A 26,853-nucleotide genomic window follows, 5' to 3' on the forward strand; every position below is an offset into this window, starting at 1 on the left:
GTGGAGAGCCGTGTTCGTACCCTTGTGATCGTCGTCGTCGTGTTCGTGGCGGTCGTCACCGTGTTCCTCATGATGGTCTCGATGATCTCGGGTCGGAGCAGCACCGCCGACGGCGTGCGCACCTCGGCGGTCGATCCCGACGCCCCCGTGGTGGCCTTCTACGGCGACTCGTACACACTCGGCACGGGCGCCTCCGACCCGTCCCACCGGTGGTCGACCGTCGTGAGCCTCGAGCGCGGCTGGAACGAGTTCAACCCGAGCGTCAACGGCCTCGGCTTCGTCAACAACCGCTCGAGCACACCGCCCGACTACGCACCAGACGACGAGGTGTCGCAGATCATCGCGGAGGATCCCGACATCGTCTTCGTGACCATGGGCCTCAACGACAACTTCTCCATGCCGCAGCGCGCCGACGAGATCCAGCAGGCCATCGAGATCGACCTCGAGACCCTCAGCACCGAGCTCCCCGACGCCCGCCTGATCGTGGTGGAGCCCTTCTGGTACACGGATGCGCGCCCCGAGTCCGTCGACACGATCATCGGCTGGGTGGAGGACGCCGCGGCCGACGTGGGCGCCGACTACATCCCGGGCGCCTCACGCTGGATCGAGGGTCATCCGGAGTGGATGGCCGCCGACCGGCTGCACCCCAACGACGACGGCTACGCCGAGATGACGAGCCGCATGGACGCGGAGCTGGAGCGTCTCGGGCTCTGACGCCGCGCACTACAATCCAGACATGGGTGTGAGGCTCCGAGCGAGCAGAGGCAGGGCCGACAGGAGCCTCAAGGCCGTCTCCATCGCGCTCGTCGTGATCGCCTCGGCGACAGTCGCCACCGGTGTCGTCACCGGGCTGCAGAACCCTCCGCCGAGCTGGATCAGCTGCCTCGTCTTCTTCATCAGCGTGGCGGTCACCGCCGTCTACCAGCTGCCGATCAGCCGGGTGGCCGGTCTTCCACCTGTCGGGGTGGCGAGTGCGTTCCTGGCCATCGGCACCGCCGGAGCCGATCCTGCGCTGACCGTGAGCCTCTGGGTGCTGGCCTGCTTCGTCTCGAAGTGGGTGACCTCGCGCAGCATCTGGTTGGCCGCGCAGTGGGCGGGTGCTGCGGCGATCGGCGCCATAGCCTTCGTGGTGCTCTCGAGGTCGCTCGTCGATGTCGGCGTCTGGTCGTTCGCGGCTCTCGTGGCGGGCATCGTGGCCTACATGTTCGTGGTGCTCCTGGTCGCCTTCGTGTGGGAGCGCGGCCGCTGGAACATCGACGGCACCTTCGGCATCGGTGCTCTCAGCTGGATGAGGCTCGTGGGGGTCATGGTGCTCGGCTCCGTGGTGGCCATCGGCATCCACGTCACCACCACGGGTGCGCTCCAGCTCATGGAGGGCACGGAGTCCGAGCTGCGGCTGGCCAGGGAGACCGTGCCGCTGCTCGTCGTCGCCCTCGTCTTCTACGGGGCGGCCAAGCGCCGCCAGACCCGCCTGAGCGAGCAGCGGCTGAGCGGTGTGGTGGATGCAGCACGCGCCCTGCCCTGGGGCGTCGAGGACGACACGAAGCAGCTCATGGTCGAGTTCGCCCGCCGCGCCATCGACGCCGGCGAGTTCGAGGTGCGCCGCACCCCGCCCGGCCCGCACGAGATCGGCGCCCGCTTCTCCTCCATCGATGTGACCGATCCGCAGCTCACCGCCGACGCGGTCTCGAGCGGTCCGGAGGGCGTCTCCAGGGAGCACCTGCAGGATGCCGTCGAGCCCACCGAGTACCTCGTGGCGAGCCGCAAGAACGGCGGCACCCCGTTCACCTCCGACGACGAGCTCGCGCTCGACGCGATCGGCCACATCGCCTCGGAGACCGCCCGCGTGCGGGGCGCCTACGACACCCTGCTGGACAGGGTGGACCGCGACTCGCTCACGGGCCTGCCCAACTACAACGCCTTCCAGCGCTCGCTGGCGCGCCTCAACGAGGACCGCACCTACGCCTCGGGCATCGCCGTGCTGTTCATCGACCTCGACCAGTTCAAGCGGCTGAACGACAGCGCGGGCCACCACATCGGCGACGAGGTGCTCGCCACGGTGGCCACGCGGCTCAGGGCGAGCGTGCGCTCGCACGACTTCGTGGCGCGCGTGGGCGGCGACGAGTTCGTGGTGATCCTCACCAAGCTGCAGTCGCTCGCGGAGTCGAAGAACGTGGCCGATCACATCGTGGCCAACGTGGGAGCCCCCGCCACGCTCGGCGGCCGCGAGTACCGGCCGCTCGTGAGCGTGGGCCTGGCGTACTCCGGGCACCAGGAGACCGACCCCCAGTCGATCGTGGTCGACGCCGACCACTCCATGCTCGCCATCAAGAAGTCGCGCAGGCAGGGCGGCCCCGCGTTCGAGTCGAGTATCGGCATCTCGCCGCACCGGTCGAGCCGCATCAACGAGATCGTGGCGAAGGCCATCGACGACGGCGTGCTCAATGTGGTCTACCAGCCCATCGTCAACACGGTGGAGGACAAGATCTGGGCCTTCGAGTCCCTCGTGCGCTACACGCATCCGGAGCTCGGCCGCATCTCGACCTCGTCGCTCATCGAGAAGGCCAAGGGCCTCGGGCGCATGGACCTCCTCACCACGCAGGTCATCGAGGCCTCGCTCAAGTCGGCGCGGGAGTTCCGCAAGGTGGTGCCCTCGATCAGCGTCGTCACCATCAACCTCGAGGTCGAGCAGATCCGCGACGAGCACGTGGGCGCGTTCCTCAAGGACATCGTGCCCCGCTACCCGGATGTCGCGCTCTGCCTCGAGCTCAACGAGCGCTCCACGAAGGACATCGACGACGACCTGCGGGCCCAGGCCGAGCTCTTCCGCTCGATGGGCGTGCTCATCGCACTCGACGACTACGGGTCGGAGGCCTCGAGCGTGGGCGCCCTCGTGCGCATCCCGATGGACATCCTCAAGATCGACCGCTCTCTCGTCGACAACCTCGACGACACGAGGCAGCGCGAGGTCGTGCGCGCCCTGCAGGGGTTCGGCGACGCGTTCGACTACTCCACCGTGGTCGAGGGGGTGGAGACCAGGGAAGCGGTCGACATCCTCATCGGCATCGGTGTGCGCCACGCGCAGGGCTTCTTCTACGGCCGCCCCGTGCCGTTCGCCCAGACCATGTCGCGCCTCAAGGCGAATGGCGCCGCGGGCACCGTGGGCAAGAACGCCTCCGTGCCCGCGGTTCGCTAGGCTGATCCCACCAGCGATCGAAGGGCCATCCGTGACGAGAGTTCTGCCGCGCATCGGGCTGGCGGTCGCCGTGGTCGCCATCGCGGGTGTGCTCGGAGTCATGGTCTTCGGAGTCGCCTCGATCCTCACGCAGCGGGGTGTGGCCGCCGACAACCCGTTCGCCACGCTCTCCCTCTACGCCGACCCCGCCTCGAAGGCCGCCACCGCCGCCAGCACCGTGCGGGAGGCGGGCGACGAGACGTCGGCCGAGGTCTTCGACGCCATCGCCGAGGTGCCCACCGCCATCTGGCTCACGCCCGAGAAGTACCCCGCCGGTGAGATCGGCGGCTACCTGGGCGACCTCGTGGCGGAAGCGGACGCGCTCGGCGAGTCGCCCATCTTCACCGTCTACGGGGTGCCCAACCGCGACTGCGGCAACTTCTCGGGGGGCGGGCTCACCGCCGAGGAGTACCCCGTGTGGGTGCAGGAGATCGCCGACGCCCTGACGGGCAGCTCCGCCGTGATCATCCTCGAACCGGATGCGCTCGCGCTCGCCGACGAGTGCGACAACGTCGACCAGCGGCTCGCCGAGGTGAGCGGGGCCGTCGACATCCTCTCCGGCGCCGAGCTGGTGGTCTACATCGATGCCGGCCACTCCAACTGGGGCCCGGCCGCCGACATGGCCGCCCTGCTCGAGCAGGCCGGCGTCTCGAAAGCCCGCGGCTTCTCGACCAACGTCTCGAACTACAACACCACCGACCTCGAGCGCGCCTACGCCGACGAGATCTCGGGGCTCACGAACGGCGCCCACTACGTGATCGACACCGGCCGCAACGGCAACGGATCGACGGGGGAGTGGTGCAACCCTCCCGGTCGGGCGCTCGGCAGCACCCCGGCGGCCAGCCAGGCCGGATCCGCCGAAGACGCCACACTGTGGATCAAGCCGCCGGGCGAGAGCGACGGGCCATGCAACGGCGGCCCTGAGGCCGGCGAGTGGTGGAACGAGAACGCCCTCGAACTGGCGGCCGACGCCGGCTGGTAGCCCGGCCGCGCACGGCGGGGTCGAATCCCCCGTCCGAGCGCCCAACGATTGGTACGATCATGCAGATGGACACTCAAGGGGAACGACGCGTCGCGGTGATCATCGAGGACGATGCCGACATCCGCCACCTGCTCGAGACGGTTCTCACGCAGGCGGGCTTCGAGGTCATCGCCACGGGGAACGGCATCGACGGGGTGCAGGCCGTGCGCGCCTACGACCCCATGGTGACCACGCTCGACGTGAGCATGCCCGGCATCGACGGCTTCGAGGCCGCGAAGCGCATCCGTGCCTTCAGCAACACCTACCTCGTGATGCTCACGGCGCGCGACGAGGAGATCGACACCCTGCAGGGCCTCGAGGCCGGGGCGGACGACTACCTCACCAAGCCCTTCCGCCCGCGCGAGCTGCGGGCCCGTGTGGAGGCCATGCTGCGCCGCCCGCGCCAGGTGCTCGCCGTCGACGGCAGCGGCCCCGTGTCGCCCATCGCTCAAGCAGCAGCGCCTGCGGCCCCCGCCGCGCCCGCCGCCCCAGCGCCCGCTGCCGCCGTCGGAGTGCCCGCGGGCGCGCCCGTCTCCGCCGCGGCTCCTGTGGCCCCCCAGGCGGCCCCTGAGGCGCCCGCAGCACCGCCCGTGGCCCGCAGCTACAGCCGTGAAGACGGCTGGCTCGAGCACAACGGCCTCTACGTGAACTCCGAGATGCGTCTCGCCGAGAAGGAGAACCGGCCCGTCGAGCTCACCCGCAGCGAATTCGACCTCTTGAACGCGCTCATGGAGAGCCAGCGCCGGGTGCGCAGCAAGGCCGATCTCGCGCTGCTGCTGCGCGGCGAGAGCTACGTCACGGCCCACTTCGTGAGCGAGGCCGACAAGCGCGCCATCGAGGTGCACATGGCCAATCTGCGCCGCAAGCTCGCCGACTCCATCACCACCCCGCGCTGGATCGAGACCGTGCGCGGCGTGGGCTACCGGCTCGCGGCCTCCGGCGACTGAGCCGGGTTCTCCCGCATCGAGTCCAGCACCGAGGTGAGCTCGCGGCAGGTCGCCGAGCCCACCTCGTGCAGTCGGGCGAGGTGCACCATCGCGCCCGGGATGTCGAAGTTCTTGATCTCGCGGTGCATCATGCCGCCGATGGCCTCGAGCGGCCACGCGCCGAGCATCGTGCTCGACGAGCGGATGCTCAGCAGCACCACGTCGGCGTCCTCGTAGTCGTGCTGACCCATGGCCTTCATGAGGCGCTGCGAGCGGGTCTCCCACATGCTGATGAAGTCGTGCACGAAACGGCCCCGCCGGTCGTCGTCCCCCACGGCGTTGAGGAGCGAGACCAGCGCCTCCTGATCGACGTAGCGGTATCGGGTCAAACCTTGTACCCCCGGTAGCGCGTGAGCACCTTGGCGGTCATGGTGATGGTCTGCAGGATGGTGATGACGCCGAGCACGGGCCAGCCGATCCAGAGGATGGTCGACTGGGTGAAGGGATCGAGCAGGAACCAGGCGAGCACGAGCACGGCGACCACGAGCACGAGGATGACGAGGGGCACGAGGTAGCCGTTGCCTCGACCGCGCTCGGCCTTGGCCTGGGCGGCCCAGTTGTCGGTCTGCTTCTTGCTGAGGAACTTCGTCCACGCCCGGAGGAAGTGCCCGAGCCGCACCCACATGTAGATCTCCGCGGGGAACAGCAGGATGGCGAAGAGGATGTCGCGCTTGTTGCGGTTCTTCATCGACAGGGCCGTGCGGAGGTTCAGCAGGATGGCGATCACCGGGGGGATCAGCCAGATCGGCGAGAACACGAACGCGCTGATCGAGAGCGACCCCATGAGCAGCAGCACGAAGAGCACGCGGGTGACGAGGTTGGTGAGCATCGAGAGGTTCTCGAGCCAGCGAAGACGCAGGTTGGGGTGGAAGGGCTGGCCCTTCGTGTCGCCGCGCTGGCCGGGCCACATGAGCTCGATGGCACCGAAGTTCCACTTCACCTGCTGGCCGTCGAGGCCGCGGAGCGTGGTCATGCCGCCCACGTCGGCGCGGGCCTGGGCCGAGATCTTGGTGAGGTAGCCGGCGCTCTTGATCTGCAGCGACAGCAGCGAGTCCTCCACCTCGGAGTCCTTCACCCAGGGGGTGTTCTGGTGGTTCTCGACCATGATCTGGCGGAGCGCCTTGGTGCTGAAGATCGAGAACTGGCCGCCGAGCACCGCCATGTTGCGGCCCTTCAGCATGTTCTGCATGTTGAAGGCGGCGAACTGGAAGCGCTGGCCGGTGATGAGGAACTTGGCCATGAGGCCCTGGATCGGGCGGTCGTCGATCGAGAAGATCGCCGAGATGCCGCCGATGCGGGAGTCAGAGGTGATCTCTTCTGCGAGACGCTCCACCGCATCCGGTGCCGCCGTGGTGTCGCCGTCGACGCCGAGCAGGAAGTCGCAGCCCTCGATCAGCTGGTAGCCGTAGTTGAGGGCACCGACCTTCTTGTCCTTGTTCTTGCCGATGTCGTGCACGTACACCTCGGTGAACTGCTCGACGCCGTCGATCTCCTTGAGGTGGGGACCTGCGAACTGCGCTGCGATCTTGACCGTGTTGTCCGTGGTGTTGTTCACCACCACGTGGATGACGTCGGGAAGGCGCGTCTGGCCCAGCAGCGACTCCAGCACCTCGCCGATCGACTCCTCCTCGTTGTAGGCGGGGATGATGCAGCCGATGGTGGGGCGGTACGACGGGAGCGATTCCACCGACTCGATGAAGTCGTTCTGGAACTCGTCGTTCGCATCTCCGAACTCGGTGCGATCGGTGACGTACGGGTTGATCTCTGACATGTTCCCAGTCTCCAATGCCGTCCCCAGCGTTCCCCCGCCAATGCGCTAGGGTCGCGTCAGGATCAGCTTAGGATTGAATCAGCACTCCAGGGAAAGGTCTTTTCGATGGCACGCACCTCACGGGCGGCGCGCAAGCCGGTCGTCAGGCGCGCAGCGGCGTTGAGTCTGGCCCTCGGCACGGCCGTGGCGCTGAGCGCGTGCGGCACCGCTCCGTGGGACCAGCCGGGGTTCAACACCTCCGCGGCCACTCCCTCGAGCTCCGCGCGGCCCACCGCGCCCGCCACCATCACGCCCGTCATCAACGAGCTGGCCTCCGGCTCGGCACGGCACACCCTGCAGGCGGGCGACATCGCCCTCACGCTCGACTACTACTCCACGCTGAGCATGGATCAGTGGACGGCGGAGGCCAACAAGCCCCTCACCTTCTCGCTCACCGGCGCCCTCGGCACCGACGACGGGCAGAGCTTCTACCTCTCGCGCGTGACCCTCACCCCCGGGGTCGACGGCCCGCTGGGGTCGCTCCCCGCGCCCGCTCCGCTCACGGACCAGGCCTCGGTGCCGCCCGGCTACTACATCAAGAGCCCGTACTCCTACAGCCAGACCTTCATCCTGCCGGCGCTCGACCCGGCGGCGACCTCGATCACCGTCTCGTTCACCTACGAGATCCTGCTGCAGACGGCTCCCGGCTCAGGTGACTACGCCAAGCAGACGGCCACGGATCAGCTCACGATCGCCATCGCCCAGCCGGCTGAATAGCCCGGCTCAGGCGGCCTGGGGGCGGCCTACGACGATGCGGTTGCCGCCTTCGTCGCGGGCCGTGCTCGTGGCCACGTCGAGGGCCCGGCGGAGCGCGGGCAGGCTGTAACCGAAGGAGTCGGTGTCGACCACGCCGAAGCTCGCGGTCGCCCGCAGCGACTGCAGCGGATCGATGGGCTCGTCGACGAGGGCCGTCTGCAGCCGGATGGCGAGCTCCTCGGCCTCCTCGGCGCTGGCGACGACGCTCACGATGACGAACCGGCCCGCTCCGGTGTGGCCGAGCAGTGCGCAGATCGGGGCGTGGTGGCGCACGATCTGCGCCACGGAGCGGATGGCCGTGTCGCCGAAGGTGCGCCCGAACGCCGTGTTCATCTGCGGCAGGTTGTCGACGTCCATGGCGATCGTGGCCAGCCGTTCGCCGTGGAACGACGCGCGCTCCACCCAATCGGCCCACTGCTGCATGAAGGAGGCCGCCGAGAGCACCCCCACCACCGAGTGCACCCCCACCGTGACATCGCCGAGGGCACGGGCGCCCGAGCGCTCGGCCTGCAGGATCGACATCGAGATGGTGCCGAGCAGCACCAGCAGCACGGTGATGATAGTGGCGATCCGGGTGCCGAAGTAGACCTGGAAGACCTCGCTCTCGGGCCCGAGGGTGAGGAAGATCGAGACCCGCAGCACGAAGAAGGCGCAGACGATCCAGAGGCAGAAGCTCAGGATGCGCGCGTTCAGGTTGCGCCGCATGCGGGCACGCATGGTCTCGGCGCCGGCGAGTCCCGAGAACGCGGCGACTCCCGTGAACAGGGGGATCGAGCCCGTCCAGATGCTGCCCTGCGGCCCCTCGAGGGTGCTCCAGATGAAGACCACGACCCCGGCGGCGAGCGGCACCCAGATGTAGGAACTGCGGCCGTTGAACACCCGGGCACCCGACCAGATGGCCCCGATCGACACCACGTACGCGGTGTTGCCGATGGCGAGGATCCACCACAGATGGGGTGAGACGCTCCACACCGAGAACGACAGCGCCGTGAGCATGCCGGCGATGAACGAGATGCTCCAGAGCCGGCCGGAGGCGTCGTTCCTGCGCATGGCCGTGTTGAAGATGAACGAGACGCTGCAGAGCACGATGATGAGACCGGCGACCAGCAGGAGCGTGGCGGTGTCCAGCATCATCGGCAGGCCTTCCTCGCGTGGGTGGGTGGCGTCGATCTGGAGCTTACCGCGAGCGCGGGATGGTCGCGGTGAACGCGGTCCCCACTCCGGCGGTGCTCTGCACGGTGAGCTCGCCACCGTGCCGGCGCACGATGTCGCGGCTGATGGTGAGGCCGAGCCCCGAGCCGTGGATCGTGGACTGCCGCACGCCCTCCGCGCGGAAGTAGCGGTCGAACAGCTTCTGCTGCTCCACCTCGCTCAGGCCGATGCCGGTGTCGGAGACCACGAGGTCGATCCGGTCGTCGAAGACCGTGACCCCCACGTCGACGCGACCTCCCTCGCGGTTGTACTTGATGGCGTTCGAGAGCAGGTTGTCGACCACCTGGCGGAGGCGGAAGCCGTCGGCCTCGAGCAGCACGGGGCCCTCGAGGGAGTTGTCGATCTCGATGCTGCGCCCTGACGCGGCGATCCGCTGCGCCTCGATGGCCTCGCCCACGATCTCGGCCAGATCGCACTGGCTGAACGACATCGCGATCTGCTGATCCTTCTGGCTCGCCGCCGTGAGCAGGTCGGAGACGAGGGCGAGCAGGCGATCGGCGTTGGAGGAGGCGACCTCGAGCATCGACCTGGTCGAGGCATCGAGCGACTCGTCGTCGAGGGCGAGCTCGAGGTAGCCGAGGATCGACGTGAGCGGCGTGCGCAGCTCGTGCGAGACGGAGGCCACCAGATCGTCCCTGGACTGGATGGCGTTGATCTCGGCGGTCACGTCGCGCGACACCAGGACGCCGCCGTCGAGCTCGCCGTCCGGCGCGGTGAGCGGTCGGGAGCTCACCGACAGGGCGATCCGGTTCTCGCCCGGCTCTCCCAGCCAGACCACCAGATCGTCGAAGCGCTCGCCCTGCACGGCGAGGTGGAATGGCCGCTCCTCCTCCTCGTAGGGGGTCGTGCGGTCCTGCCTGTAGAGCACGGAGGGCTCCACGGCCATCTCCGGCTCGCCGAACTGGCTCTGCAGAGTGCGGTGCGAGCGGTTCACGATCGACAGCCGGCCGGTGCGGTCGAAGGCCACCACACCGAAGGTGACGGCGTTGAGCACCTCGTCGAGCGTCTGCTCCTGGCGCCGAGCACGGCGGAGCGCGACCTCGAGCAGATCGGCCTGCTGGCGGAGCAGGCCGCGCTGCGCGGCGGTGCGGCTCGAGGTGGCGAGGGTGGCGGTGGCCACGAACGAGAGCGTGATCGGCAGCACGAGCACCCCCGCGAGGCTCGACACCGTGAGCGGCTGCCCGCTGACGGCGGCGGAGACCCAGATGAGCACCGAGGAGCCCAGCACCCCCGCGACGGCTCCTGGCAGGGCGTAGTAGCTGGAGAGCCAGATGATCGGGAAGACGAGCAGCAGGCCGACGCCGAGGTCGGGGTTGCCCTCCCGCACGGCGTGCACCGCGAAGATGTCGAGGAGGGGGAGGAGGGCGGCCCACCTCCTGTCGAACCGCGACCACGGAACGATCGCGGAGGCCCCGGTGAGCACGAAGACGGCGGCGATGCCCCCGAAGAACCGGATGTCGATGACGGAGGTGGGTTCGAAGAGGTACGCGGCGCACAAGAGCACGAGCAGGGCGCCGGCCAGGAGCAGCTGGGACTGGAACACGGCTCGGTCGAACCGGGAGCGCCGATCCGCCTCGGTGTGCACGTTCCCCGTACTCATGTGTTGAGGCTACAGGCTGCCGACCATCACGATTGGACCCGTCCGAGACGGGCGGATACTATGCCGGTAGGGGTGTCAGGGTGATCGAAGGTCAGGCGTGAGCGGGCGGAGTTCCCGCGAGGTCGGCGGAGCAGATGTGGCGGGTTCCACGGTGCACAGCGTCGGCATCGTCGACGACCACGCCCTCATGCTCGACGGCCTCGCCACCTGGGTCGACGCCAATGCCCCCGACCTCGACGTCGTCATCCGCGCCGCCTCCTGGTCCGAGCTGGCCCGCGATCCCGCCTTCCCGCCCGACGTGGTGCTCATGGACGTGCAGCTGCGCGAGCCGATCTCGGTGGAGGCGCGCCTGCGCATCTGCCGCTCGGTGGGCGCCGTCGTCGTGGTCATGAGCGCTCTCGACGGTCCGGAGACCGTGAAGCGAGTGCTCGCCGCGGGAGCCGCGGCGTTCGTGTCGAAGGCCCGCCCCGCCGGTGAGCTCGTGGACGAGGTGCGGCGCGTGCTCGGCGTGGGTCGCGGCGGCCGCGGAGCGTGGGACGACCCGGCGGGTCCGCGGGCGCTGAGCTCGACCATCCGCTTCTCGGAGGACGAGGAGGAGACGCTGCGGCTCTACGCCTCCGGCCACAGCCCCGTGGAGGTGGCGATGATCCTCGGCACCAACATCCAGGCCGTCAAGAACGCGCTCGAGCGCATCCGCGGGCAGTACGCCTCCGAGGGCCGTCAGGCCGACACCAAGCACGAGCTCATGCTGCGCGCCGCCGAAGACGGCTACCTGGCGTGACGCTGCAGATCGCGACCGACGTCGACGGAGTCGCCACGAGCCATGCCCTCGCGCGGTCGGGCATGTGGTTCGCCGGGGTGTTCCTCGGGGCCACCTTCCTCATCGCGGCGTTCTTCATCCCGCTCACCGGCCGCCTCGACATCGGCTTCGCGCTCGTGGGCCTCGTGATCACGGGACTGGGGGTGTTCGGCGGGCTGCGCACGTCCAGCCACGGCAGGGCGCTCGTCTGCACCGTGATCGCGTGCGCCGGCCTCTACCTCTACGCGCTCGTCAGCAGCTCGGTCTCGGCACAGGGCCCTGGCGCGCCTCCGTCGAGCGACTACGTGCTGCTCTCGATGCCGGAGTTCGCCGTGCTCGTGGTGGGCATCTCCGCCCGCTCGCTCACCCGCGCCCTCTCGCTCGGCACCCTCGCCCTCGTGCTGGGCCCCGGCCTCGTGCAGCTCGCCGCCTGGCAGCAGGGCCTGCCGCTCGCCGTCGACGTGCCCGTGATCGCCGGCTACGTGGCGCTCGCTCTCTTCGTCTCCGTGCTGTGGATCGGCCGTCGCGACGCCGCACGCGGCACCTCCCTCATGGCGGGAGCCGCGCTCGCCGAGGAGCACGACGTGGCTGTGGCGCGGTTCAACGCCCGCGCCACGTCGTGGCTGCACGACACCGTGCTCGCCGACCTGCGCGCGCTCGCGGCGGCGGAGCCCGGCCCGCTCGATCCCTCCCAGCGCCAGGCGATCGACCGCGACCTCACCAACCTCGCCGACGTCACCCTCATCCTCGACGGCCCCGGCCTCGGCGGTTCCGCCTCGCGCGCGCTCGTGAAGGTGCCGCTGCTCGCCGGCATCGTGGGCCGCGCCGAGCAGCAGGGCCTCAAGCTGCGGGTGACGGGCGACCTCGAGGCCGTGAACCTGCTGACCCCGGCGGTGGGCCGCAGCCTCGAGCGGGCGCTCACGGAGTGCCTGGCGAACGTGCTGGCGCACAGCGGCGTGCGCGACGTGGACATCGCTGTGATGGCGAGCTCGCCGGAGCTCAGCATCATGGTCTCGGACTCCGGCGTGGGCTTCGACGTCAACAACACAGGAGACCTCGCGGTGGGGCTGCGCATGATCGTGGTCGACAGCATCGCGGAGATCGGTGGTTCGGTGCAGATCTGGTCGCGGCCGGGAGACGGCACGGCCGTGTTCATGACGGTTCCGGCGGTGGCGTCCTGACCGCGGAGCGGCGCCCGCGCCCGCAGGCTATCCGCCCTCCTCAAGGCGCAACGGCCCTCGAGCTCGATCCGCTCGCCGCCATCAGCGCGAGGGGCTTCCTCGTGATGGCCGCTTTCGTCTCGGTCGTGTGCGCCGTGGGTCTCACCCTCACCACGGTCGACCAGGTCTCGTCGTGGCCGCTCGCCGTCGCCGCGCTCGTCGCCCTGCTCGCGGGCTACGCGTGGTTCCTGCGGAGCACCTTCCGCTTCGACCTCGGCGTCACGAGCGACCGCTACGCCCTCTCGTTCGCGCTCGTGGCGGTGGCGGGGGTGCTCAACTCCCTCAGCTACCTCGGCTCGAACATCGTGGTGCGCGACGACTGGGGGCTGCTGACGCTCGGCCTCGTGCTGATGGCGGCGGCACCGTTCCGCACCTCGGGCGAGATCGCGATCTACACGGGGGTGGGCGCAGCCCTGGCGGCGCTGCTCGCGGTGCTGCACAGCTTCCTGAGCCCCGGCGACGGCATCCCCCTGCCGGTGACCCTCGCGGTGGCCGTGGCCCCCGCCCTGGCCCTCGGGCTCGGTGCGGTCGCCTACGCCCGCCGACTTCTGCTCGGCATCTACGCCGAGCGGCTCGAGCAGGCCGAGGCGCGGGACAGGCAGATCGACGAGCTCCGGCGCGAGTTCGTGGACGACGACGTGCTGGGGCAGGTCGGCTCGCTGCGGAGCGAGGTCGTGCCGTTCCTCGCCGCGCTCCGGCGGAGCGGGGAGCTGACGGCCGCCGACACCGCGAGGGCGGGCGAGCTCGCGCACGCGCTGCACGCGGCGATCACCGAGACGCAGTCGCTCGACTCGCTCGGTGCCCACGTCGACCTCCTCGTCGACGAGAGCGGACTCTCGTTGCGACTGCACGAAGACGACAGGGCCACCCTCCGCACGCTGCTCATCGCCCTGCAGGGGTCGACGCACACGCGACCGGGATCCGTCATCCTCGAGCTGCTCGAGGGCGAATCGGATCGCTTCGGCTCGGTGCGCTGTGCGAGCAGCGACGTGCGGGCGCTCCGGGCGGATGTCATCCCGTTCATCCGCATGACGAGGCTCATGTTCCGCACCACGTCGGAGCAGATCGTGGGCGACGAACTGCTCGTGCACTTCGACATCGACCGCCTGGGCTGACGCGGACTAGACCGCTCTCGGGTCGGCCTGGGCGGCACTGTCTGCGGCGGCCGCGAGCTCCGTGAGGAAGCGACGCACGATCTCGGCGCTCTCGGCGTCGAGGGTCTCGGCGACTCCCATCATGCGGCGGTGCATCTGGGAGAGGGTGGCGCGCACCTCCTCATCCGATCCCGAGGAGGCGACGATCGCGAGGCTCCGACGGTCGGTGGGGTGGGGGCTGCGGCTGAGGTGGCCCGAGGTGGTGAGACGGTCGAGCATGACCGTGACGGAGGCGGACTTCATGCCGAGGTGCTCGGCCAGCATGCCCGGAGTGACGACCACACCCTGGCCGCGCGAGCGGAGCAGGTAGCGGAGCGCGGCGAGATCGTTCTCGCCCATCCTCATCGAGTCGCGTGTGCGGCGGCGCATGGCCTCTTCGGCGTGCCGATAGGCCACGAGCTCCTGCATCACGGCCGTGCCGTGGGGGGAGGTCGTCGCGAAGGTGCCGTACGCCGGAGATCCGTCGTCAGCGTCGGTCATCCTGCTCCACGATGTGGGCGTCGACCTGGTCGACGGCTGCCCTGAGGTCGGAGATGAAGCGCACCACGGTGGCGGCCTCCTCCGGGGTGAGGCGCTCCACGACGTCGAGCAGCTCGCGGCGCACGTCGCCGAGGGTGGCGGCCTGCACCTCGTCGGTCGGCACGGTGGGCACGATGATGAGCGCACGGCGGTCGAACGGGCTGGGCTCGCGGTGGATGTGACCCTGCTTCTCGAGCCGGTCGAGCAGAACGGTGATGGAGGCGCTCGTGATGCCGAGGTACTGCGCGAGCTCCTTGGGGCCGACGGACTTGCCCTGCTCCGCTGCCCGCAGCAGGTAGCGCATGGCCACGAGGTCGTTCTCACCCATGCCGAGCGAGGCCTCGGAACGCCGCCGCATGGCAGACTCGGCGGTGCGGAAGGAGCGCATCGCCTCGAGGACGGCGACACCTCGCTCGCGGGCCGTCGGCGAATCGGAGCCGTACCAGTAGTGCGGTGCCGAGTCGGGTCGTTCGGTGGTCATCCCTCAAACGTAGTCCAACTCTTTACTAGATGGCCTAGGTTCTTCGGATCGGATGTCGGATCGGCCGCGTCAGCGGTGCGGCGAGGGCGACGCGCCGGTGGTTCGCTAGATTTGACTACACCTGTCGTGTTTTCGGCGGGTCGACGGACGGGGAAGGGGTGCGAGCGTGGTCGATGAAGCTGCATCCGGAGGCGACCAGAACAGGCGATCGCGCCTGAGCGCCGCCGAGGTGAGGCGGAGGGTGCTCGACGCGGCTCTCGACCGTGTGCAGGGCATCGGTCTCACCATCGGCTTCGAGCACATCGTCATGGACGACCTCATCCGCGAGGCCGGAGTGCCCCGCAGCTCCACCTACCGGCTGTGGGACTCGAAGGAGTCGTTCGTGGCCGACCTGCTGATCGAGATCGCCAGCGACACCTCGAAGCGACTGGCCGACGACGAGACGCTCGAGATCTGTGAGCGCATCCTCTTCGCCAACATCGACGCACTGGCCGACGTGGAGGGTCGCCGCAAGGTGATGAACGAGGTCATCAGGGTCGCGCTCGAGCACAACTTCCGCGCGGTGATCTCGTCGGTGGCCTGGCAGTCGTACGTGGGGCTCTCCGCCACCCTGCTCAGCAACATGGAGTCGTCGGCAAGGGAGGAGATCGAGGGGGCGCTCCGCGGAGGAAGTGCGGAGTTCATTGACCGCATGGCCGAGTTCTACCGCTGGTTCTCGCTCATGCTCGGCTATCGGCTCAAGGAGGAGTGGGGGGACGACTACCGGCCGTATGCGGTGGTCATCTCCGCGGTGGTCGAAGGGCTGGGGCTCCGCCGCCTCGGCAACCCCGATCTGGTCGACGCCGACTTCCCCGGCCCCGCGAGCGTCACTCTCGGCGCCGACGAGAGCGGCTGGCGTCTGCCTGCCATCGCCCTCGTGGCCATCCTCGAGTACTTCGTCGAAGAGGATCCCGACTACGACGTGGAGACGGCGGTGGCCCACCTGCGTGAGGCGCAGCGACTCCGGGCCGAGGGCGCCGAGTCGTAGGCGGCACCCTCGCCGGGATCGTTCTCAGCAGCCTCAGGCGCGGGCGGCGTACTGCTCGCGGATGACGGGGCGGTGGTCGGGCGTCGGCTCGGCCGACAGCGCGATCGGCCACGACGGGCGTGTGCCCGTGAGGGCCCAGGCCGCCTGGGTGGCCGCTCCGTCGGCGACGTACTCGCCCGGCAGCGGCACGGCCACGGGCACGTCGAACACCTGGGCTGCGATGGCCTGCACGGCGGGGTTGAGCGCCGCGCCACCGATCAGCAGGATGCGGCGAGGCTGCACCCCCACCCTGCGCACGGCGTCGAGGCCGTCGGCGAGGCCGCACAGCAGGCCCTCGATGGCCGCGCGGGCGAGCGTGGGGCGGGTGGTCGAGGCCAGGGTCATGCCGAAGAGCGTGGCGGTGGCACCCGGCAGGTTGGGGGTGCGCTCGCCCTCGAAGTACGGCTGCAGCACGAGACCGCCGGATCCGGGATCGGCCTCGAGCGCGAGAACGCCGAGCTCGGTGTGGTCGATCGCGAGCAGGGCGGCGACGGAGTCGAGGATGCGTGCAGCGTTGAGGGTGGCGACGAGCGGCAGGAACAGGCCGGAGGCATCGGCAAAGCCCGCCACCGCTCCGGTCTCGTCGGCCGAGGGGCTGTCGGTGACGGCGAACACGGTGCCGCTCGTGCCGATGGAGACGACCACGTCGCCCTCCGACGCACCGAGGCCGAGTGCGGCGCCGGCGTTGTCGCCCGCTCCGGCGCCCACCACGATGCCCGCGGGGATGCCCACTGCAGTACCTGCGACCTCGGTGTGCAGCTCCGCGGTGGCGCCGGCGCTCTCGGCGGGCCCGAGCACGCGTGGGAGCACGGCGTCGTGCCCGAGGGCCGCCACGAGCAGTTCGCGGTCGTAGTCCTCGGCGACCGGGCTCCAGTACGCGGTGCCGCTCGCATCCGATCGATCGGTCGCCAGCTCGGAGAGCACGGGCCCGAGGGGGCTCTGGCCTGCGGGCCCGAAGCCGCGGAGGCGCCAGGTGAGCCAGTCGTGCGGCAGGGCCACGGCGGCCACTCGGGCGGCCGCCTCCGGCTCGGCGTCGCGCAGCCAGCGCAGCTTGGTGGCCGTGAAGGAGGCCACGGGCACCAGACCGGTGCGGGCGGCGAGGGCTGCGGCACCGAACTCCTCGATGAGCGCCACGGCGGCACCGGCGGAGCGGGTGTCGTTCCAGAGCAGTGCCGGGCGGATGACCTCACCCTGCTCGTCGAGCACCACCATGCCGTGCTGCTGGCCGGCGATCGAGATCGCGGCCACGTCGTCGAGACCGCCCGCCTCGGCTACGGCCTCGAGCAGGGCGGTCCACCAGGCGGCGGGATCGACCTCGGTGCCCGCCGGGTGCTTCGCTCGGCCCTGACGCACGAGGGCGCCGCTCTCGAGGTCGCGGATGACGAGCTTGCAGCTCTGGGTGGACGAGTCGATTCCGGCGACGAGCGTCATGGGTGTCTCCTGGGCCAGTGGCCGGTGTCGGGGCGTCTTTGCGGGACAGGACGAGAAAGTATCCACCCACAACATATTCGACCGAGCGCCGACGCACCAACCCGGCGCGGCATTCCGTGGTGGGGACGACCAGGTAGCGTGAGGGGATGGCCGACTTCTCCGTTCTGACCGTGTGCACCGGCAACATCTGCCGGTCTCCGATGGCCGAGCAGATCCTGCGGGCACGGCTCGCCGACATCCCCTCGCTCGGGTTCGCGAGCGCGGGCACGTACGCGGGGGAGGGCGACCCCATGCCCGAGCAGGCCGCCGCGCTCTCGGCGCGCTACGGGGGATCGCCGGAGGCCCACCGCGCCCGGTACCTCACCGAGCCGATCGTGGAGTCGAGCGATCTGATCTTCGCCCTGTCGCGGAGCCACCGACGGGAGATCGTGGAGCTCGTGCCGCGCAAGGTGGGCGTCACGTTCACCCTGCGCGAGTTCGCCCGGCTCTCCGAGGGCCTCGCCGACGCGGAGGTGGCGGAGGCGGCTGCGCGCGGCGTGAGCGTGCGGGCGGGTCTCGCCGAGGTCGTGGCACTCGTGGCCTCGCGGAAGGGCCAGATCGGGGCACCTGCCACCACGGAGGACGACGACGTGATCGACCCGTACCGCCGCAGTGACGCCACCTACGAGAGGTCGGCCGAGCAGCTCGTGCCCGCCGTGGAGGAGATCGCGCGCGTGCTGCGCGTCGGAGCCCTGGCCGTCGGCCGAGCCTGACCGCCTGACTGTCGCTGAACGCCTGGCTAGAGGATCGCGCCGGTTGAGACGGCGAGCACGATGAGAGTGCCCGCGGCGATCGTGAGCGCGCAGACGAGTCCGACCTTCAAGGCGACGCTCGACCCGAGCTTCTCGGTGGTGCTGTACAGCTCCGGCCGGTAGAAGCGGCCACGAGGGTGGTGCCGACCGGGCTTCGGCTCGGCGAACTTGCCGCTCGGAATGGCTGCCACATCGATCAGGTAGGCGTCGTCCGGAGCGCTCTCGGCGGCCACGCCTTCGGTTTCTCCCGCGTCATCGGGGGTTCTGTGCTGCATCCTGACCACGCTACCCCGAATGGGGGTGGGCCGCCGAAAGTGCCCTGGGATGCCGAAAGGGCGGGTGCGACCGGAGTCGCACCCGCCCTCAGGCGTTACAGCGGTGTTCAGCTACGGCGGTCAGCAGCGGTCGTCGCGTTGCGACGGACCATCAGCAGCACGCCACCGGCAGCCAGCAGGAGCGCGAGTGCGCCTCCGCCGACGAGCGGCATGGCCGGGTTACCGGTGTTGGCGAGGCCGGGGCCGTTGCCGGTCGGAGCCGACCCGGCGCCGGCGACGGCGATCTTCACGGAGGCGACGGTTCCGCCGACACCGTTGATGACCTGAGCAGCCGAGATCTCGTAGTCACCGGCAGCGAGTGCGGCGGAGAAGGGCTTGGCCCAGGTGCCGTTCTCGGAGACGACGACCTCGCCGGCCGACTGGCCGTTGACGTAGACGACGACCGTGGCGCCGGCCATGCCGGTTCCTGTGACCTGCGTGGGAGCCGATCCGGGCTCGTAGGTGGTTCCACCCACGGGCGACGTGATGATCGGAGCGACCGGGATGACCTGGAAGGACACGGCTGCAGCAGGCGACACGGATCCCTCAGCGGCCTGGGTGGCCGAGACGGAGTACGCACCGTAGGTGAGTCCGCCGGTCTCGATGCTCCACAGACCGGAGGCTGCGACGACGGCCTCGCCGGTCACGGCACCGGTGAGGGTGACGGTGGCGCCGGGGAAGCCGGTGCCCGAGATGACCGGAACGTCGCTCTCGACGCGCTGGCCGTCGAAGGGCGACGTGATGGCGGGAGCGCCCAGGACGACCTCGACCGCGAGGGTCGCGGAGTCGGAGCGGTCGAAGCCACGGACGGCCGTCATCGTGTAGTCGACGGGGCCGAGGTTGCTCGGGGCCGGGAAGCTCCAGTTGCCGTTGGCGTCGATGGCCACCTCGAAGGTGTCACCCGATCCACCGAAGGACTGGCTGACCTCGAGGGTCGCACCGGCGGGGCCGGTTCCGGAGATGGTCGAGCCCGTGTAGACCTGGCCACCGTTCGCGACCGAGGTCACGATCGGAGCGTCGAGGTAGAGAGCCACGGTGTAACCGCCGGCCAGCGCGAGGCCGGCGTTGAGGTCGGCACCGATGGTGATCTCGGTTCCGTCAGCGGCGGGTCCGCCACCGGAGAGCACGCCCACGGCGGTGTTGCCCTGGATCATGGATCCACCGGAGTCGCCACCGGCGGAGTCCAGTGCGGCGGCGAAGCCGTAGACCTGACGGCCTCCGACGTTCGCCCAGCCCTTGGTCTGGAGGACGGTGCCCTCGGTGAGCCCGGTGGTACGGCCGCTCTTCTTGATCGGGCCCTTGACGGCCTCGCCGATCTCGCGCACGGGGATGGTCGACGCCGAGAGGTCCTCGGTGCTGGACGTGGTCCAGTCGGTGACCTCGGGGAGAGTGGTGAGGTCGGCGTTCGTGACATCGAACACCGAGATGTCGACGCTCGTGAGGTCACCGTTGGTGCCGGTGGTGTTGTTCGGTCCGCCGTACTGGGAGAACGCGAGCTCGCCGAGCGGGTAGGTGACCGCAACCGTGGAGTCGTTGCCGCCACCAGCGGCGTCACCGGTCGGCAGGGTCAGGGACGAGATGTCGTTGACGTTGTCGCTCGTGCAGTGACCGGCCGAGATGACGACGGGGTCACCCTCAGGCGACCAGCCCGAGAAGCCGACCGAGCACAGTCCGCCGGACGTGGCGGTGGGGGTCGCGCCGGCGAAGTAGCCGGCGCCGCCGACCACGTCGGTGTCGGCGTAGGCCTCGAAGGCGCCGTCCATCAGAGTGATCTCGACGTTCGGGTTGGCCTTGAGCTCGGTGACGGCTGCGTCCTCGGACTCGCCGTCCTTCGGAGCGACGACGTACGCGACGGCCTTGGTGCCGTTGTCGGTCGGCATGATTGCCGCGACCTGGTCGGAGGCAGCGAGCTGCTCCTGCGCGAACGCATTGAAGTCCCCGATGGGCGCAGGGCGCTCGTCAGAGGGTGCGGCGAATGCAGCGGATCCGAATGCGCCGGTCATACCGGCGACCGTGACCGTTCCGACTGCGAGATACGCGAGCCGTTTCTTCCATGAGTTCGTCATAGACCCCTAGTTCCTTTGTGCGTGTCCCGGGGGCGTGCTTTGGTGTCTCCTACTTCGGAACCCAGTTCCCCCGACCGGGTTACACCTTATACAGCATCTGTAGACAAGCGCCATGGGTAGTACTCCCCATAGTGCTGTGAGTAGGGGAAAGTCACCATATGTGGTGTCCGAACAGACCCGGTCGAGAAGGCCCTCCCGACCACCGAGACCGAGGACGAGGGCTCGGACGCCGCGGCCGCGAGCGGTGATGTGGCGGCGCCGGGCACACAAGTGGGCGCAGGGGAAGCCCTCGTGTACGAATTCACCGGTACCGATGGGCAGAAGGCCCTTCTGAGCGCCGAGCTCGTCGACGTGACGGCGGCCGCCGCCGCGCAGGTCGCGTTCCTCAACGAGCAGTTCGACAAGGATGAGCTCAAGGGCTTCGAGATCTCGTTCATCCACCTCTCGCAGTCGAAGGTCTCGGGCGATCCCGTCGAGTTCAACTCCGACTACTACGACGGCAAGCCGCTGCTCTTCGTCGCCGAGTAGGCGCCCGAACGGGTGGCACCCGGGCTGGGAGTACGGGTCATCAGGTGATCTCGGTACTCTCAGTGCGGAGCACCATGCAGAATCCACAGACATCGAGAACCGCCCGCTGGCTGCAGGCGATGAATCTCTCCGACCAGATCTTCATCACCGGAACGGTCATGGTGCTGGAGGGGATCCGGCTGCGCCGTGCGCCGCTCGGCGATCTCCCCCTGGTCTACGACGAGTCGCGCATCCGCGATGCCGCTACACCCGAACTGGCCGCCAGGGCCGCTCGCGAGATCGCAGCGGCGTATCGCGGTGCAGCTCCCTACGCCGCCCCCGATGGGGTGGACGAGCACTGGCGCGTGGCCACGATGTCCGAAGAGCTCGCCCGACGCATCGAGGGCGTCTTCGGGCACTGACAGGATCGGCCACTGACCAGGGCTTAAGTGCTGATCAGGCTGCTGCCTCGAGCGAGGACTCCGCACGCGCATCGTAGAAGTACGAGGTGACGACCCAGCCCTCGGAGAACGGCAATCGGTGCTTCGCCGACTCGAAGTCGGCCGCCTCCACCTGGAACTCCTCGGTGGTGCCGTTCTTCGTCATCGTCGCTCGCAGCGTTGCCATGTTCACACCGTATTCAGCCACGCTGAATGGACGAGGGGTTGCGCTGATCGACAAGTGGTGCTTAGCGGGGGCAGTGCAGCTGGGTGCGTTCGCCGGAGCGGTCGATGTCGTGAGCCGCCATGAGGTTGCCGCAGAGCGGGCAGCGCGGATCGACGGGGGGAACGTACGGCGCCTCGGTGCGGCCGATCCCCACCTGGGCGGGACCGGCGTAGCTGTACACGATGCGGTTGAGGTTGTTGATGAACCCGGGCTTGCCGCTGAACGGGTTCATCGGGTCGTCGCGTTTCTTTCGTGCCATAATGATTAGTATACTAACGAATATGGATGATCCGCTCGCTCTCGACCGGCAGCTGTGCTTCGCGCTCGCGGTGGCCTCGCGCTCGGTGATCGGCGCCTACAAGCCCATTCTCGAGCCGCTCGGTCTCACGCATCCGCAGTACCTCGTGATGCTCGCCCTGTGGGAGCGGGCCCCGCGCTCGCTCTCCGACGTGGCGAACGTGCTGCGTCTCGAGCCGGCCACGCTCTCACCGCTCGTGAAGCGGCTCGAGGCGGCCGGACTCGTCACGAGGCAGCGTGCGGCGGTCGACGAACGGCGTCTCGAGCTGCGGCTGACCGCGGCGGGGGAGGCGCTCCGCCAGGAGGCCGAGCGGGTGCCGCCGCAGGTGGTGGCCGCGCTCGGTGTCGATCTCGCGGAACTGCTCGAGCTGCAGTCCCGGCTGTCGGCGATCATCGAGCGCGTGGCACCGGTGCCCGCCTAGGGCGATCGGCCGGGTCTGCGATGCTGGAGACCGGATGTCGACATGGCGCGCGGTGCAGGAGTCCCACTTCGAGGACATCGTGGTCTCCCGCGCCCCCGGCTCCCCGGCCTCGATCGACACGCTGTTCCAGCCCGTGGTCTCGCTCGAGACCCGCGAGACGGTGGCCTACCGGGCTGTGAACCGGCCGCCGCGCGGCTCGGCTTTCGGCTCGATGCAGGAGATCCTCGATCACGCCGAGGCCGGCGGACGCATGCTGGAGCTCGACCGCGCCCTCAGGCGCGCTAGCGTGCTCAACGCCGCGCGTGCGGGACTCACCGCCCCCTTCGGGGTGCTCGTGAGCATCCAGCCCGAGTCGTTCCGCGCCGGGGTCGCCCTCGAGGGGGGAGGGGCCGGCCCCGCTCTCGTGGTGGAGCTCAGCGCGCGTGCGCTGCTCGCCTCGGCGGGTGACCTGGTCTCCACGATCGATCGCGCCAGGGACCTCGGCCTCGCCATCGGCATCTCCATCGACGGACTCCGAGCGGAGCCGGCCGCGCTCGCCCTGCTGCCGCTCCTCGACCCCGACGTCGTCACGCTCGACGTGAGCATCATCGAGCCGCAGCCCACGGGGCGGCCGACCGTGGTGATCGCCGAGGGGATCGAGACCGAGCAGCAGCTGCTCGCGGCCAGGGCGCTCGGTGCCACCCACGGCCGGGGCCTGCTGTTCGGGCCACCGGAGCGCCTGCCGAACGCCTCGGCCGGTGCGGCCTCGGCCGCCACGACCATCGCGGGCCTGCCCGTGCCGCCGCGCGTTTCGGGCTGAACACGGCCGACTTCGGCCGGAGCGGCAACCCCTTAGCGATCGGCGTGGGTCATGTCTAGATGAGGTCATGCCCGAATCCCCCTCCTCCACCCCTGCCCGCTCGCTGCCGTACCCCCTCGGCTTCTCGTCGATCGACGGGCGCTACAGCTTCGCCCTCTACTCCGAGACCGCCGACGCCGTCTACCTCTGCACCTTCGACGAGAGCGGCGCCGAGACCCGCACCCGGCTCGAGCACCGCACCGGTCACGTCTTCCACGGCTTCGTCGACGACGCCGGTGTCGGCACCCGCTACGGCGTGCGCGTCGACGGCGAGTGGAACCCCGAGGCAGGCCTCCGCCACAACGTGCACAAGCTCCTCCTCGACCCCCACGCCACCGCCATCGAGGGTGGCTACCAGTGGGGCCAGGCCGTGTTCGCCCACGACATGAACGAGCCGGAGCGGCGCGACGACATCGACTCCGCGGGCTCGACGCCCCTGTGCGTCATCACCGATCCCGGCTTCGACTGGGAGGCCGACCGCGCCCCGCGCACGCCGTACTCCGAGACCGTCGTCTACGAGACGCACGTGAAGGGGTTCACGAAGCTGCACCCCGAGGTGCCGGAGGAGATCCGCGGCACCTACGCGGGGCTCGCGCATCCCGCCGCCGTCAAGCACTTCACCGACCTGGGCGTGACCGCGGTGGAGCTGCTGCCCGTGCACCAGTTCGTGCAGGACAGCCACCTCGAGGAGAAGGGCCTGCGCAACTACTGGGGCTACAACTCGATCGGCTTCTTCGCGCCCCACAACGAGTACGTGAGCGACGCGGCGGGCCAGTCGGGCGGGCAGGTCACCGAGTTCAAGCAGATGGTGAAGGCGCTGCACGCCGCGGGTCTCGAGGTGATCCTCGACGTGGTCTACAACCACACCGCAGAGGGCAACCACATGGGCCCGTCGCTCTCGCTCAAGGGGATCGACAACGCCGCCTACTACCGGCTCGTCGAGGGCGACGAGGGCAACTACTTCGACACCACGGGCACCGGCAACAGCCTCAACGTGGGGCACCCAGCAGCCCTCGGGCTCATCATGGACTCGCTGCGCTACTGGGTGACCGAGATGCACGTCGACGGCTTCCGCTTCGACCTCGCCACGACCCTCACCCGGCAGGGCGGCGACGCCGAGCTGCACAGCGCGTTCCTCACCCTCATCCAGCAGGATCCGGTGCTCGCGCCCGTGAAGATGATCGCCGAGCCGTGGGACACCGCCGGGTACCAGGTGGGCGGCTTCCCCGCCGACTGGGCGGAGTGGAACGGCAAGTTCCGCGACGACGTGCGCGACTTCTGGAACGGCACGGATGCTGTGCTCGGCACGGTCTCGCAGCGCATCCTCGGCTCGCCCGACGTGTACGAGGCCGACAGGCGCTCGCCGCTCTCGAGCGTGAACTTCATCACGGCGCACGACGGCTTCACGCTGCACGACCTCACCTCGTACAACGACAAGCACAACGCGGCCAACGGCGAGGACGGCAACGACGGCGAGAGCGACAACAAGTCGTCGAACGGTGGCGCGGAGGGGCCGACGGACGACGACGCCGTGAACGAGCGCCGCGACCGCAAGCGCCGCAACCTGCTCGCCACCCTGCTGCTCTCGGCGGGGGTGCCGATGCTGCTCGGCGGTGACGAGCTCGGGCGCACCCAGGGCGGCAACAACAACGCCTACTGCCAGGACGACGAGATCTCGTGGTTCGACTGGGCTGCCGTCGACACCTCGCTGCTGCAGTTCACGACCTCGCTGCTCGAGCTGCGACGCACGCAGCCGGCGCTCCGGCCCGCGTGGTTCCGGCAGGGGCTGACCGCGCAGGGAGCGACCGACACGGTGCTCATGCTGCGCTCGGACGGCGAGCCGTTCGCCGAAGAGGACTGGGACAACCCGGATGCGCGCTCGATCGGCTTCGTGTTCTCGCACCCGGGGGCCGACTCGTTCGCCCTGCTGCTGAACGCCGCGGAGAACGGCGTGGAGTTCGCCGTGCCGGCGGCCCCGGATGCGGAGTGGACGCTCGCCGCCTCGAGCGACCCCGGTCAGCAGGTGGAGGGGGCCGTCACGACGCTCATCGTGCGCGACGGGTCGTTCACCCTGCTGCAGTCGGGCGCCTGAGGCGGCGCGGCGCCTGCGGCTCAGCCGTCGAGGGTGCCGGAGTCGTCTTCGGAGGAGGGCACGGGGCTCGGGAAGTCCGATTCCGCGGGGGTCGGCTCCGCGGTCTCGGGAGCGGGGCTGATGTCGTCGTCCGGCGGCACGGGCGTGCCGGACTCGGTGCGCTCGGGGTACGGGGTCTGGGCGTCGGCATCGCCGCAGCCGGAGAGGCCGAGCACGGCGCCGGCCGCGAGGGCGGTGCCCGCGCTCAGAGCCAGGAGGCGGCGGGCCAGCGGGCGACGTGCCCCAGGGTGACAGGTGGTGGACGGCGGGAGGGTGGGGCGCGGTGTGAAGGACATGCTTCCATCGCACACCCCGGGGCGCCCGACCGCACGGGGGTGGTGGGGCGGTCTCGAGGGGCGTAGGGAGACTGCGGCCGCCTCGGCCGGGTGGCGTCGATCGTCCGGGCACGACGAAGCGCGGAGCGGAATCATCCGCTCCGCGCTTCGGAGGTGTTCGAGCCGGTCCGTCACTGCGGACCGTCGTGATCAGGCCTGGACGTCTCCGCGCCAGGCGCCGGTGGCGTTGCCCTCCTTCTCGATGAACTCCTTGAAGTTCTCGAGGTCCTTCTTGACGGCGTGCGAGCCGGCGCCCACGAGCGAGCCGACCTTCTCGAGCAGGCCCTCGGGCTCCCAGTCGATCTGCACGGTGACGCGGCTCGTGGTGTCGGAGAGCTTGTGGAAGGTCACGACGCCGGCGTGCTCGGTGTCGCCACCCGTGCTCGTCCACGCCACGCGCTCATCCGGGTGCTGCTCGGTGATGACGGTGTCGAACTCGCGCTCGGCGCCGCCGACCTTGACCTTCCAGTGGGAGTGGGTGTCGTCGGTCTGCGTGATCGACTCGACCTCGCTCAGGAAGTGCGGGAACGACTCGAACTGCGTCCACTGGTTGTAGCTGACGGTCACGGGGACGTCGACGTCGATGGTCTCGATGATCTGGGCCATGGTGGTGCTCCTTCTCGTGGTGGATCGGTAGCGGGTCAGGCGGCTTCGGGGACGATGGGCTCGAGGCTGTCGATGATGAGGTCGTGCTCTGAGTAGCCGAAGCGGTTCTTCACGTAGTCGAGCACGTCGGGGTGCACGAGGGGGGTGATGGTGGGGATGCGGGCGGCGGTGTCGATCATGGTCGTTCCTCGTCTCGGAAGGGGTGGAGCGGTGGGGGAGGGGGATGCTGCGCGTGGGGGGTGGTGCCGGTGACGATCGGGAGGGTCAAGCGGCGAGGGCCGCGATGCCCATCGTGGAGAGCGAGAGGGCTACCGTGCCCGCGACCGCTGCGACGTAGGGCAGCGAGATGGGCGCGGCGACGGGGTGCAGGATGGCGCGCTGAGCCGCGGGGAGCGAGCTCGAGGTGCCGACCGTGCGACCTGCGCGGTCGTGGGTCACGAAGTGACCATCGGTGAACTCGACCATGCCGGCGTACTCGCCGTCGTGCGTCGCCACCCAGAGCCTGGTCTCGGGCGAGGCCCAACGCAGGATCGCCGTGTCAGGGCGGCTGGGGAGTACTGCGGTCATGATCCTGCCTTAGCTAGATTGTC

At 69.6% G+C, this 26,853-nt stretch carries 30 protein-coding genes; 15 read left to right on the top strand and 15 right to left on the bottom strand.

Annotation, left to right across the window (positions count from 1 at the left end):
* The first annotated feature begins 24 nt into the window (after positions 1–24).
* From ACEXQC_RS16780 to ACEXQC_RS16795, 4 genes are all read left to right on the top strand, one after another.
* Positions 25–714, top strand: coding sequence for an SGNH/GDSL hydrolase family protein (locus ACEXQC_RS16780; protein ID WP_374825035.1), 690 nt, complete (start codon positions 25–27; stop codon positions 712–714).
* A 22-nt stretch (positions 715–736) separates the two neighbouring features.
* A complete protein-coding gene (locus ACEXQC_RS16785; RefSeq protein WP_374825038.1) occupies positions 737–3,196 on the top strand; it encodes a putative bifunctional diguanylate cyclase/phosphodiesterase in 2,460 nt (819 codons plus the stop codon).
* 31 nt (positions 3,197–3,227) lie between these two features.
* Positions 3,228–4,217 carry a glycoside hydrolase family 6 protein gene (locus ACEXQC_RS16790; RefSeq protein ID WP_374825040.1) on the top strand — a complete coding sequence of 330 codons (990 nt, stop codon included), beginning with the start codon at positions 3,228–3,230 and terminating at the stop codon, positions 4,215–4,217.
* A 65-nt stretch (positions 4,218–4,282) separates the two neighbouring features.
* Positions 4,283–5,203: a response regulator transcription factor gene (locus ACEXQC_RS16795; RefSeq protein WP_374825042.1), complete on the top strand. Its 921-nt coding sequence runs from the start codon at positions 4,283–4,285 to the stop codon at positions 5,201–5,203.
* Here ACEXQC_RS16795 and ACEXQC_RS16800 read toward each other — a convergent pair.
* Together ACEXQC_RS16800 and ACEXQC_RS16805 are read right to left on the bottom strand one after the other, a co-directional pair.
* Positions 5,176–5,571 (bottom strand): hypothetical protein, encoded by a 396-nt coding sequence (locus ACEXQC_RS16800; RefSeq protein ID WP_374825044.1) that lies wholly within the window; start codon positions 5,569–5,571, stop codon positions 5,176–5,178. The genes ACEXQC_RS16795 and ACEXQC_RS16800 overlap by 28 nt on opposite strands.
* Entirely contained in the window at positions 5,568–7,013 is a 1,446-nt protein-coding gene (locus ACEXQC_RS16805; protein WP_374825046.1) for a glycosyltransferase family 2 protein, read from the bottom strand. Before ACEXQC_RS16805 ends, ACEXQC_RS16800 begins: the two co-directional genes overlap by 4 nt.
* A gap of 105 nt (positions 7,014–7,118) precedes the next feature.
* On the opposite strand from ACEXQC_RS16805, the gene ACEXQC_RS16810 reads away from it, so the two are divergent.
* Positions 7,119–7,769 (top strand): hypothetical protein, encoded by a 651-nt coding sequence (locus tag ACEXQC_RS16810; RefSeq protein ID WP_374825048.1) that lies wholly within the window; start codon positions 7,119–7,121, stop codon positions 7,767–7,769.
* A 6-nt stretch (positions 7,770–7,775) separates the two neighbouring features.
* Here ACEXQC_RS16810 and ACEXQC_RS16815 read toward each other — a convergent pair whose 3' ends face one another.
* Positions 7,776–8,942, bottom strand: a complete 1,167-nt coding sequence (locus ACEXQC_RS16815; RefSeq protein ID WP_374825050.1) for a GGDEF domain-containing protein — start codon at positions 8,940–8,942, stop codon at positions 7,776–7,778.
* 43 nt (positions 8,943–8,985) lie between these two features.
* The gene (locus ACEXQC_RS16820) at positions 8,986–10,620 is read right to left on the bottom strand and encodes a sensor histidine kinase (RefSeq protein ID WP_374825052.1); all 1,635 of its coding nucleotides are present in this window, start codon (positions 10,618–10,620) and stop codon (positions 8,986–8,988) included.
* A gap of 97 nt (positions 10,621–10,717) precedes the next feature.
* On the opposite strand from ACEXQC_RS16820, the gene ACEXQC_RS16825 reads away from it, so the two are divergent.
* The 3 genes from ACEXQC_RS16825 to ACEXQC_RS16835 all read left to right on the top strand — a co-directional run bounded on the left by ACEXQC_RS16825 (position 10,718) and on the right by ACEXQC_RS16835 (position 13,754).
* The gene (locus ACEXQC_RS16825; protein WP_374825054.1) at positions 10,718–11,401 is read left to right on the top strand and encodes a response regulator; all 684 of its coding nucleotides are present in this window, start codon (positions 10,718–10,720) and stop codon (positions 11,399–11,401) included.
* The gene (locus ACEXQC_RS16830; protein WP_374825056.1) at positions 11,398–12,600 is read left to right on the top strand and encodes a sensor histidine kinase; all 1,203 of its coding nucleotides are present in this window, start codon (positions 11,398–11,400) and stop codon (positions 12,598–12,600) included. Before ACEXQC_RS16825 ends, ACEXQC_RS16830 begins: the two co-directional genes overlap by 4 nt.
* Before the next feature lie 101 nt (positions 12,601–12,701).
* Positions 12,702–13,754 carry a hypothetical protein gene (locus ACEXQC_RS16835; protein ID WP_374825058.1) on the top strand — a complete coding sequence of 351 codons (1,053 nt, stop codon included), beginning with the start codon at positions 12,702–12,704 and terminating at the stop codon, positions 13,752–13,754.
* Between the two features lie 6 nt (positions 13,755–13,760).
* On the opposite strand, the gene ACEXQC_RS16840 is transcribed toward ACEXQC_RS16835, so the two are convergent.
* Together ACEXQC_RS16840 and ACEXQC_RS16845 are read right to left on the bottom strand one after the other, a co-directional pair.
* On the bottom strand, positions 13,761–14,273 hold the full coding sequence (locus ACEXQC_RS16840) for a MarR family winged helix-turn-helix transcriptional regulator (protein WP_374825060.1): 513 nt from the start codon (positions 14,271–14,273) through the stop codon (positions 13,761–13,763).
* A complete protein-coding gene (locus tag ACEXQC_RS16845) occupies positions 14,260–14,793 on the bottom strand; it encodes a MarR family winged helix-turn-helix transcriptional regulator (protein ID WP_374825062.1) in 534 nt (177 codons plus the stop codon). The genes ACEXQC_RS16840 and ACEXQC_RS16845 overlap by 14 nt, the downstream gene beginning before the upstream one ends.
* A gap of 166 nt (positions 14,794–14,959) precedes the next feature.
* Between ACEXQC_RS16845 and ACEXQC_RS16850 the strand changes: the two genes are divergently transcribed.
* Positions 14,960–15,820: a TetR/AcrR family transcriptional regulator gene (locus tag ACEXQC_RS16850; protein WP_374825064.1), complete on the top strand. Its 861-nt coding sequence runs from the start codon at positions 14,960–14,962 to the stop codon at positions 15,818–15,820.
* Positions 15,821–15,853: 33 nt separating this feature from the next.
* On the opposite strand, the gene xylB is transcribed toward ACEXQC_RS16850, so the two are convergent.
* A complete protein-coding gene (gene xylB, locus ACEXQC_RS16855) occupies positions 15,854–17,290 on the bottom strand; it encodes a xylulokinase (RefSeq protein WP_374825066.1) in 1,437 nt (478 codons plus the stop codon).
* A gap of 146 nt (positions 17,291–17,436) precedes the next feature.
* On the opposite strand from xylB, the gene ACEXQC_RS16860 reads away from it, so the two are divergent.
* Positions 17,437–18,042, top strand: coding sequence for an arsenate reductase/protein-tyrosine-phosphatase family protein (locus tag ACEXQC_RS16860; RefSeq protein ID WP_374825068.1), 606 nt, complete (start codon positions 17,437–17,439; stop codon positions 18,040–18,042).
* 26 nt (positions 18,043–18,068) lie between these two features.
* Here the strand turns inward: ACEXQC_RS16860 and ACEXQC_RS16865 are convergent, their stop codons facing one another.
* Positions 18,069–18,356 carry a hypothetical protein gene (locus ACEXQC_RS16865; protein ID WP_374825070.1) on the bottom strand — a complete coding sequence of 96 codons (288 nt, stop codon included), beginning with the start codon at positions 18,354–18,356 and terminating at the stop codon, positions 18,069–18,071.
* Positions 18,357–18,463: 107 nt separating this feature from the next.
* Complete coding sequence (locus ACEXQC_RS16870) at positions 18,464–20,398, bottom strand: hypothetical protein (RefSeq protein WP_374825072.1); 1,935 nt, start codon at positions 20,396–20,398, stop codon at positions 18,464–18,466.
* A 354-nt stretch (positions 20,399–20,752) separates the two neighbouring features.
* On the opposite strand from ACEXQC_RS16870, the gene ACEXQC_RS16875 reads away from it, so the two are divergent.
* Together ACEXQC_RS16875 and ACEXQC_RS16880 are read left to right on the top strand one after the other, a co-directional pair.
* Positions 20,753–20,989, top strand: a complete 237-nt coding sequence (locus ACEXQC_RS16875) for a hypothetical protein (protein WP_374825074.1) — start codon at positions 20,753–20,755, stop codon at positions 20,987–20,989.
* A 119-nt stretch (positions 20,990–21,108) separates the two neighbouring features.
* Positions 21,109–21,390 (top strand): hypothetical protein, encoded by a 282-nt coding sequence (locus ACEXQC_RS16880; protein WP_374825076.1) that lies wholly within the window; start codon positions 21,109–21,111, stop codon positions 21,388–21,390.
* 34 nt (positions 21,391–21,424) lie between these two features.
* Here the strand turns inward: ACEXQC_RS16880 and ACEXQC_RS16885 are convergent, their stop codons facing one another.
* Positions 21,425–21,595 (bottom strand): hypothetical protein, encoded by a 171-nt coding sequence (locus ACEXQC_RS16885; protein WP_374825078.1) that lies wholly within the window; start codon positions 21,593–21,595, stop codon positions 21,425–21,427.
* A 61-nt stretch (positions 21,596–21,656) separates the two neighbouring features.
* Positions 21,657–21,893 carry a hypothetical protein gene (locus ACEXQC_RS16890; protein WP_374825080.1) on the bottom strand — a complete coding sequence of 79 codons (237 nt, stop codon included), beginning with the start codon at positions 21,891–21,893 and terminating at the stop codon, positions 21,657–21,659.
* 22 nt (positions 21,894–21,915) lie between these two features.
* Between ACEXQC_RS16890 and ACEXQC_RS16895 the strand changes: the two genes are divergently transcribed.
* The 3 genes from ACEXQC_RS16895 to glgX all read left to right on the top strand — a co-directional run bounded on the left by ACEXQC_RS16895 (position 21,916) and on the right by glgX (position 25,283).
* The gene (locus tag ACEXQC_RS16895) at positions 21,916–22,353 is read left to right on the top strand and encodes a MarR family winged helix-turn-helix transcriptional regulator (protein WP_374825082.1); all 438 of its coding nucleotides are present in this window, start codon (positions 21,916–21,918) and stop codon (positions 22,351–22,353) included.
* 34 nt (positions 22,354–22,387) lie between these two features.
* On the top strand, positions 22,388–23,152 hold the full coding sequence (locus tag ACEXQC_RS16900) for an EAL domain-containing protein (RefSeq protein WP_374825084.1): 765 nt from the start codon (positions 22,388–22,390) through the stop codon (positions 23,150–23,152).
* Positions 23,153–23,219: 67 nt separating this feature from the next.
* Complete coding sequence (gene glgX / locus ACEXQC_RS16905; RefSeq protein ID WP_374825086.1) at positions 23,220–25,283, top strand: glycogen debranching protein GlgX; 2,064 nt, start codon at positions 23,220–23,222, stop codon at positions 25,281–25,283.
* Positions 25,284–25,303: 20 nt separating this feature from the next.
* On the opposite strand, the gene ACEXQC_RS16910 is transcribed toward glgX, so the two are convergent.
* The 4 genes from ACEXQC_RS16910 to ACEXQC_RS16925 form a co-directional block, all read right to left on the bottom strand.
* Positions 25,304–25,618 (bottom strand): hypothetical protein, encoded by a 315-nt coding sequence (locus tag ACEXQC_RS16910; protein WP_374825088.1) that lies wholly within the window; start codon positions 25,616–25,618, stop codon positions 25,304–25,306.
* 189 nt (positions 25,619–25,807) lie between these two features.
* On the bottom strand, positions 25,808–26,263 hold the full coding sequence (locus tag ACEXQC_RS16915) for an SRPBCC family protein (protein WP_374825090.1): 456 nt from the start codon (positions 26,261–26,263) through the stop codon (positions 25,808–25,810).
* 35 nt (positions 26,264–26,298) lie between these two features.
* On the bottom strand, positions 26,299–26,442 hold the full coding sequence (locus ACEXQC_RS16920) for a hypothetical protein (protein WP_374825092.1): 144 nt from the start codon (positions 26,440–26,442) through the stop codon (positions 26,299–26,301).
* An 85-nt stretch (positions 26,443–26,527) separates the two neighbouring features.
* Entirely contained in the window at positions 26,528–26,830 is a 303-nt protein-coding gene (locus tag ACEXQC_RS16925) for a hypothetical protein (protein WP_374825094.1), read from the bottom strand.
* Positions 26,831–26,853 lie beyond the last annotated feature (23 nt).

It is taken from the genome of Herbiconiux liukaitaii, from assembly GCF_041927495.1.
Classification (GTDB): Bacteria; Actinomycetota; Actinomycetes; order Actinomycetales; family Microbacteriaceae; genus Herbiconiux; species Herbiconiux liukaitaii.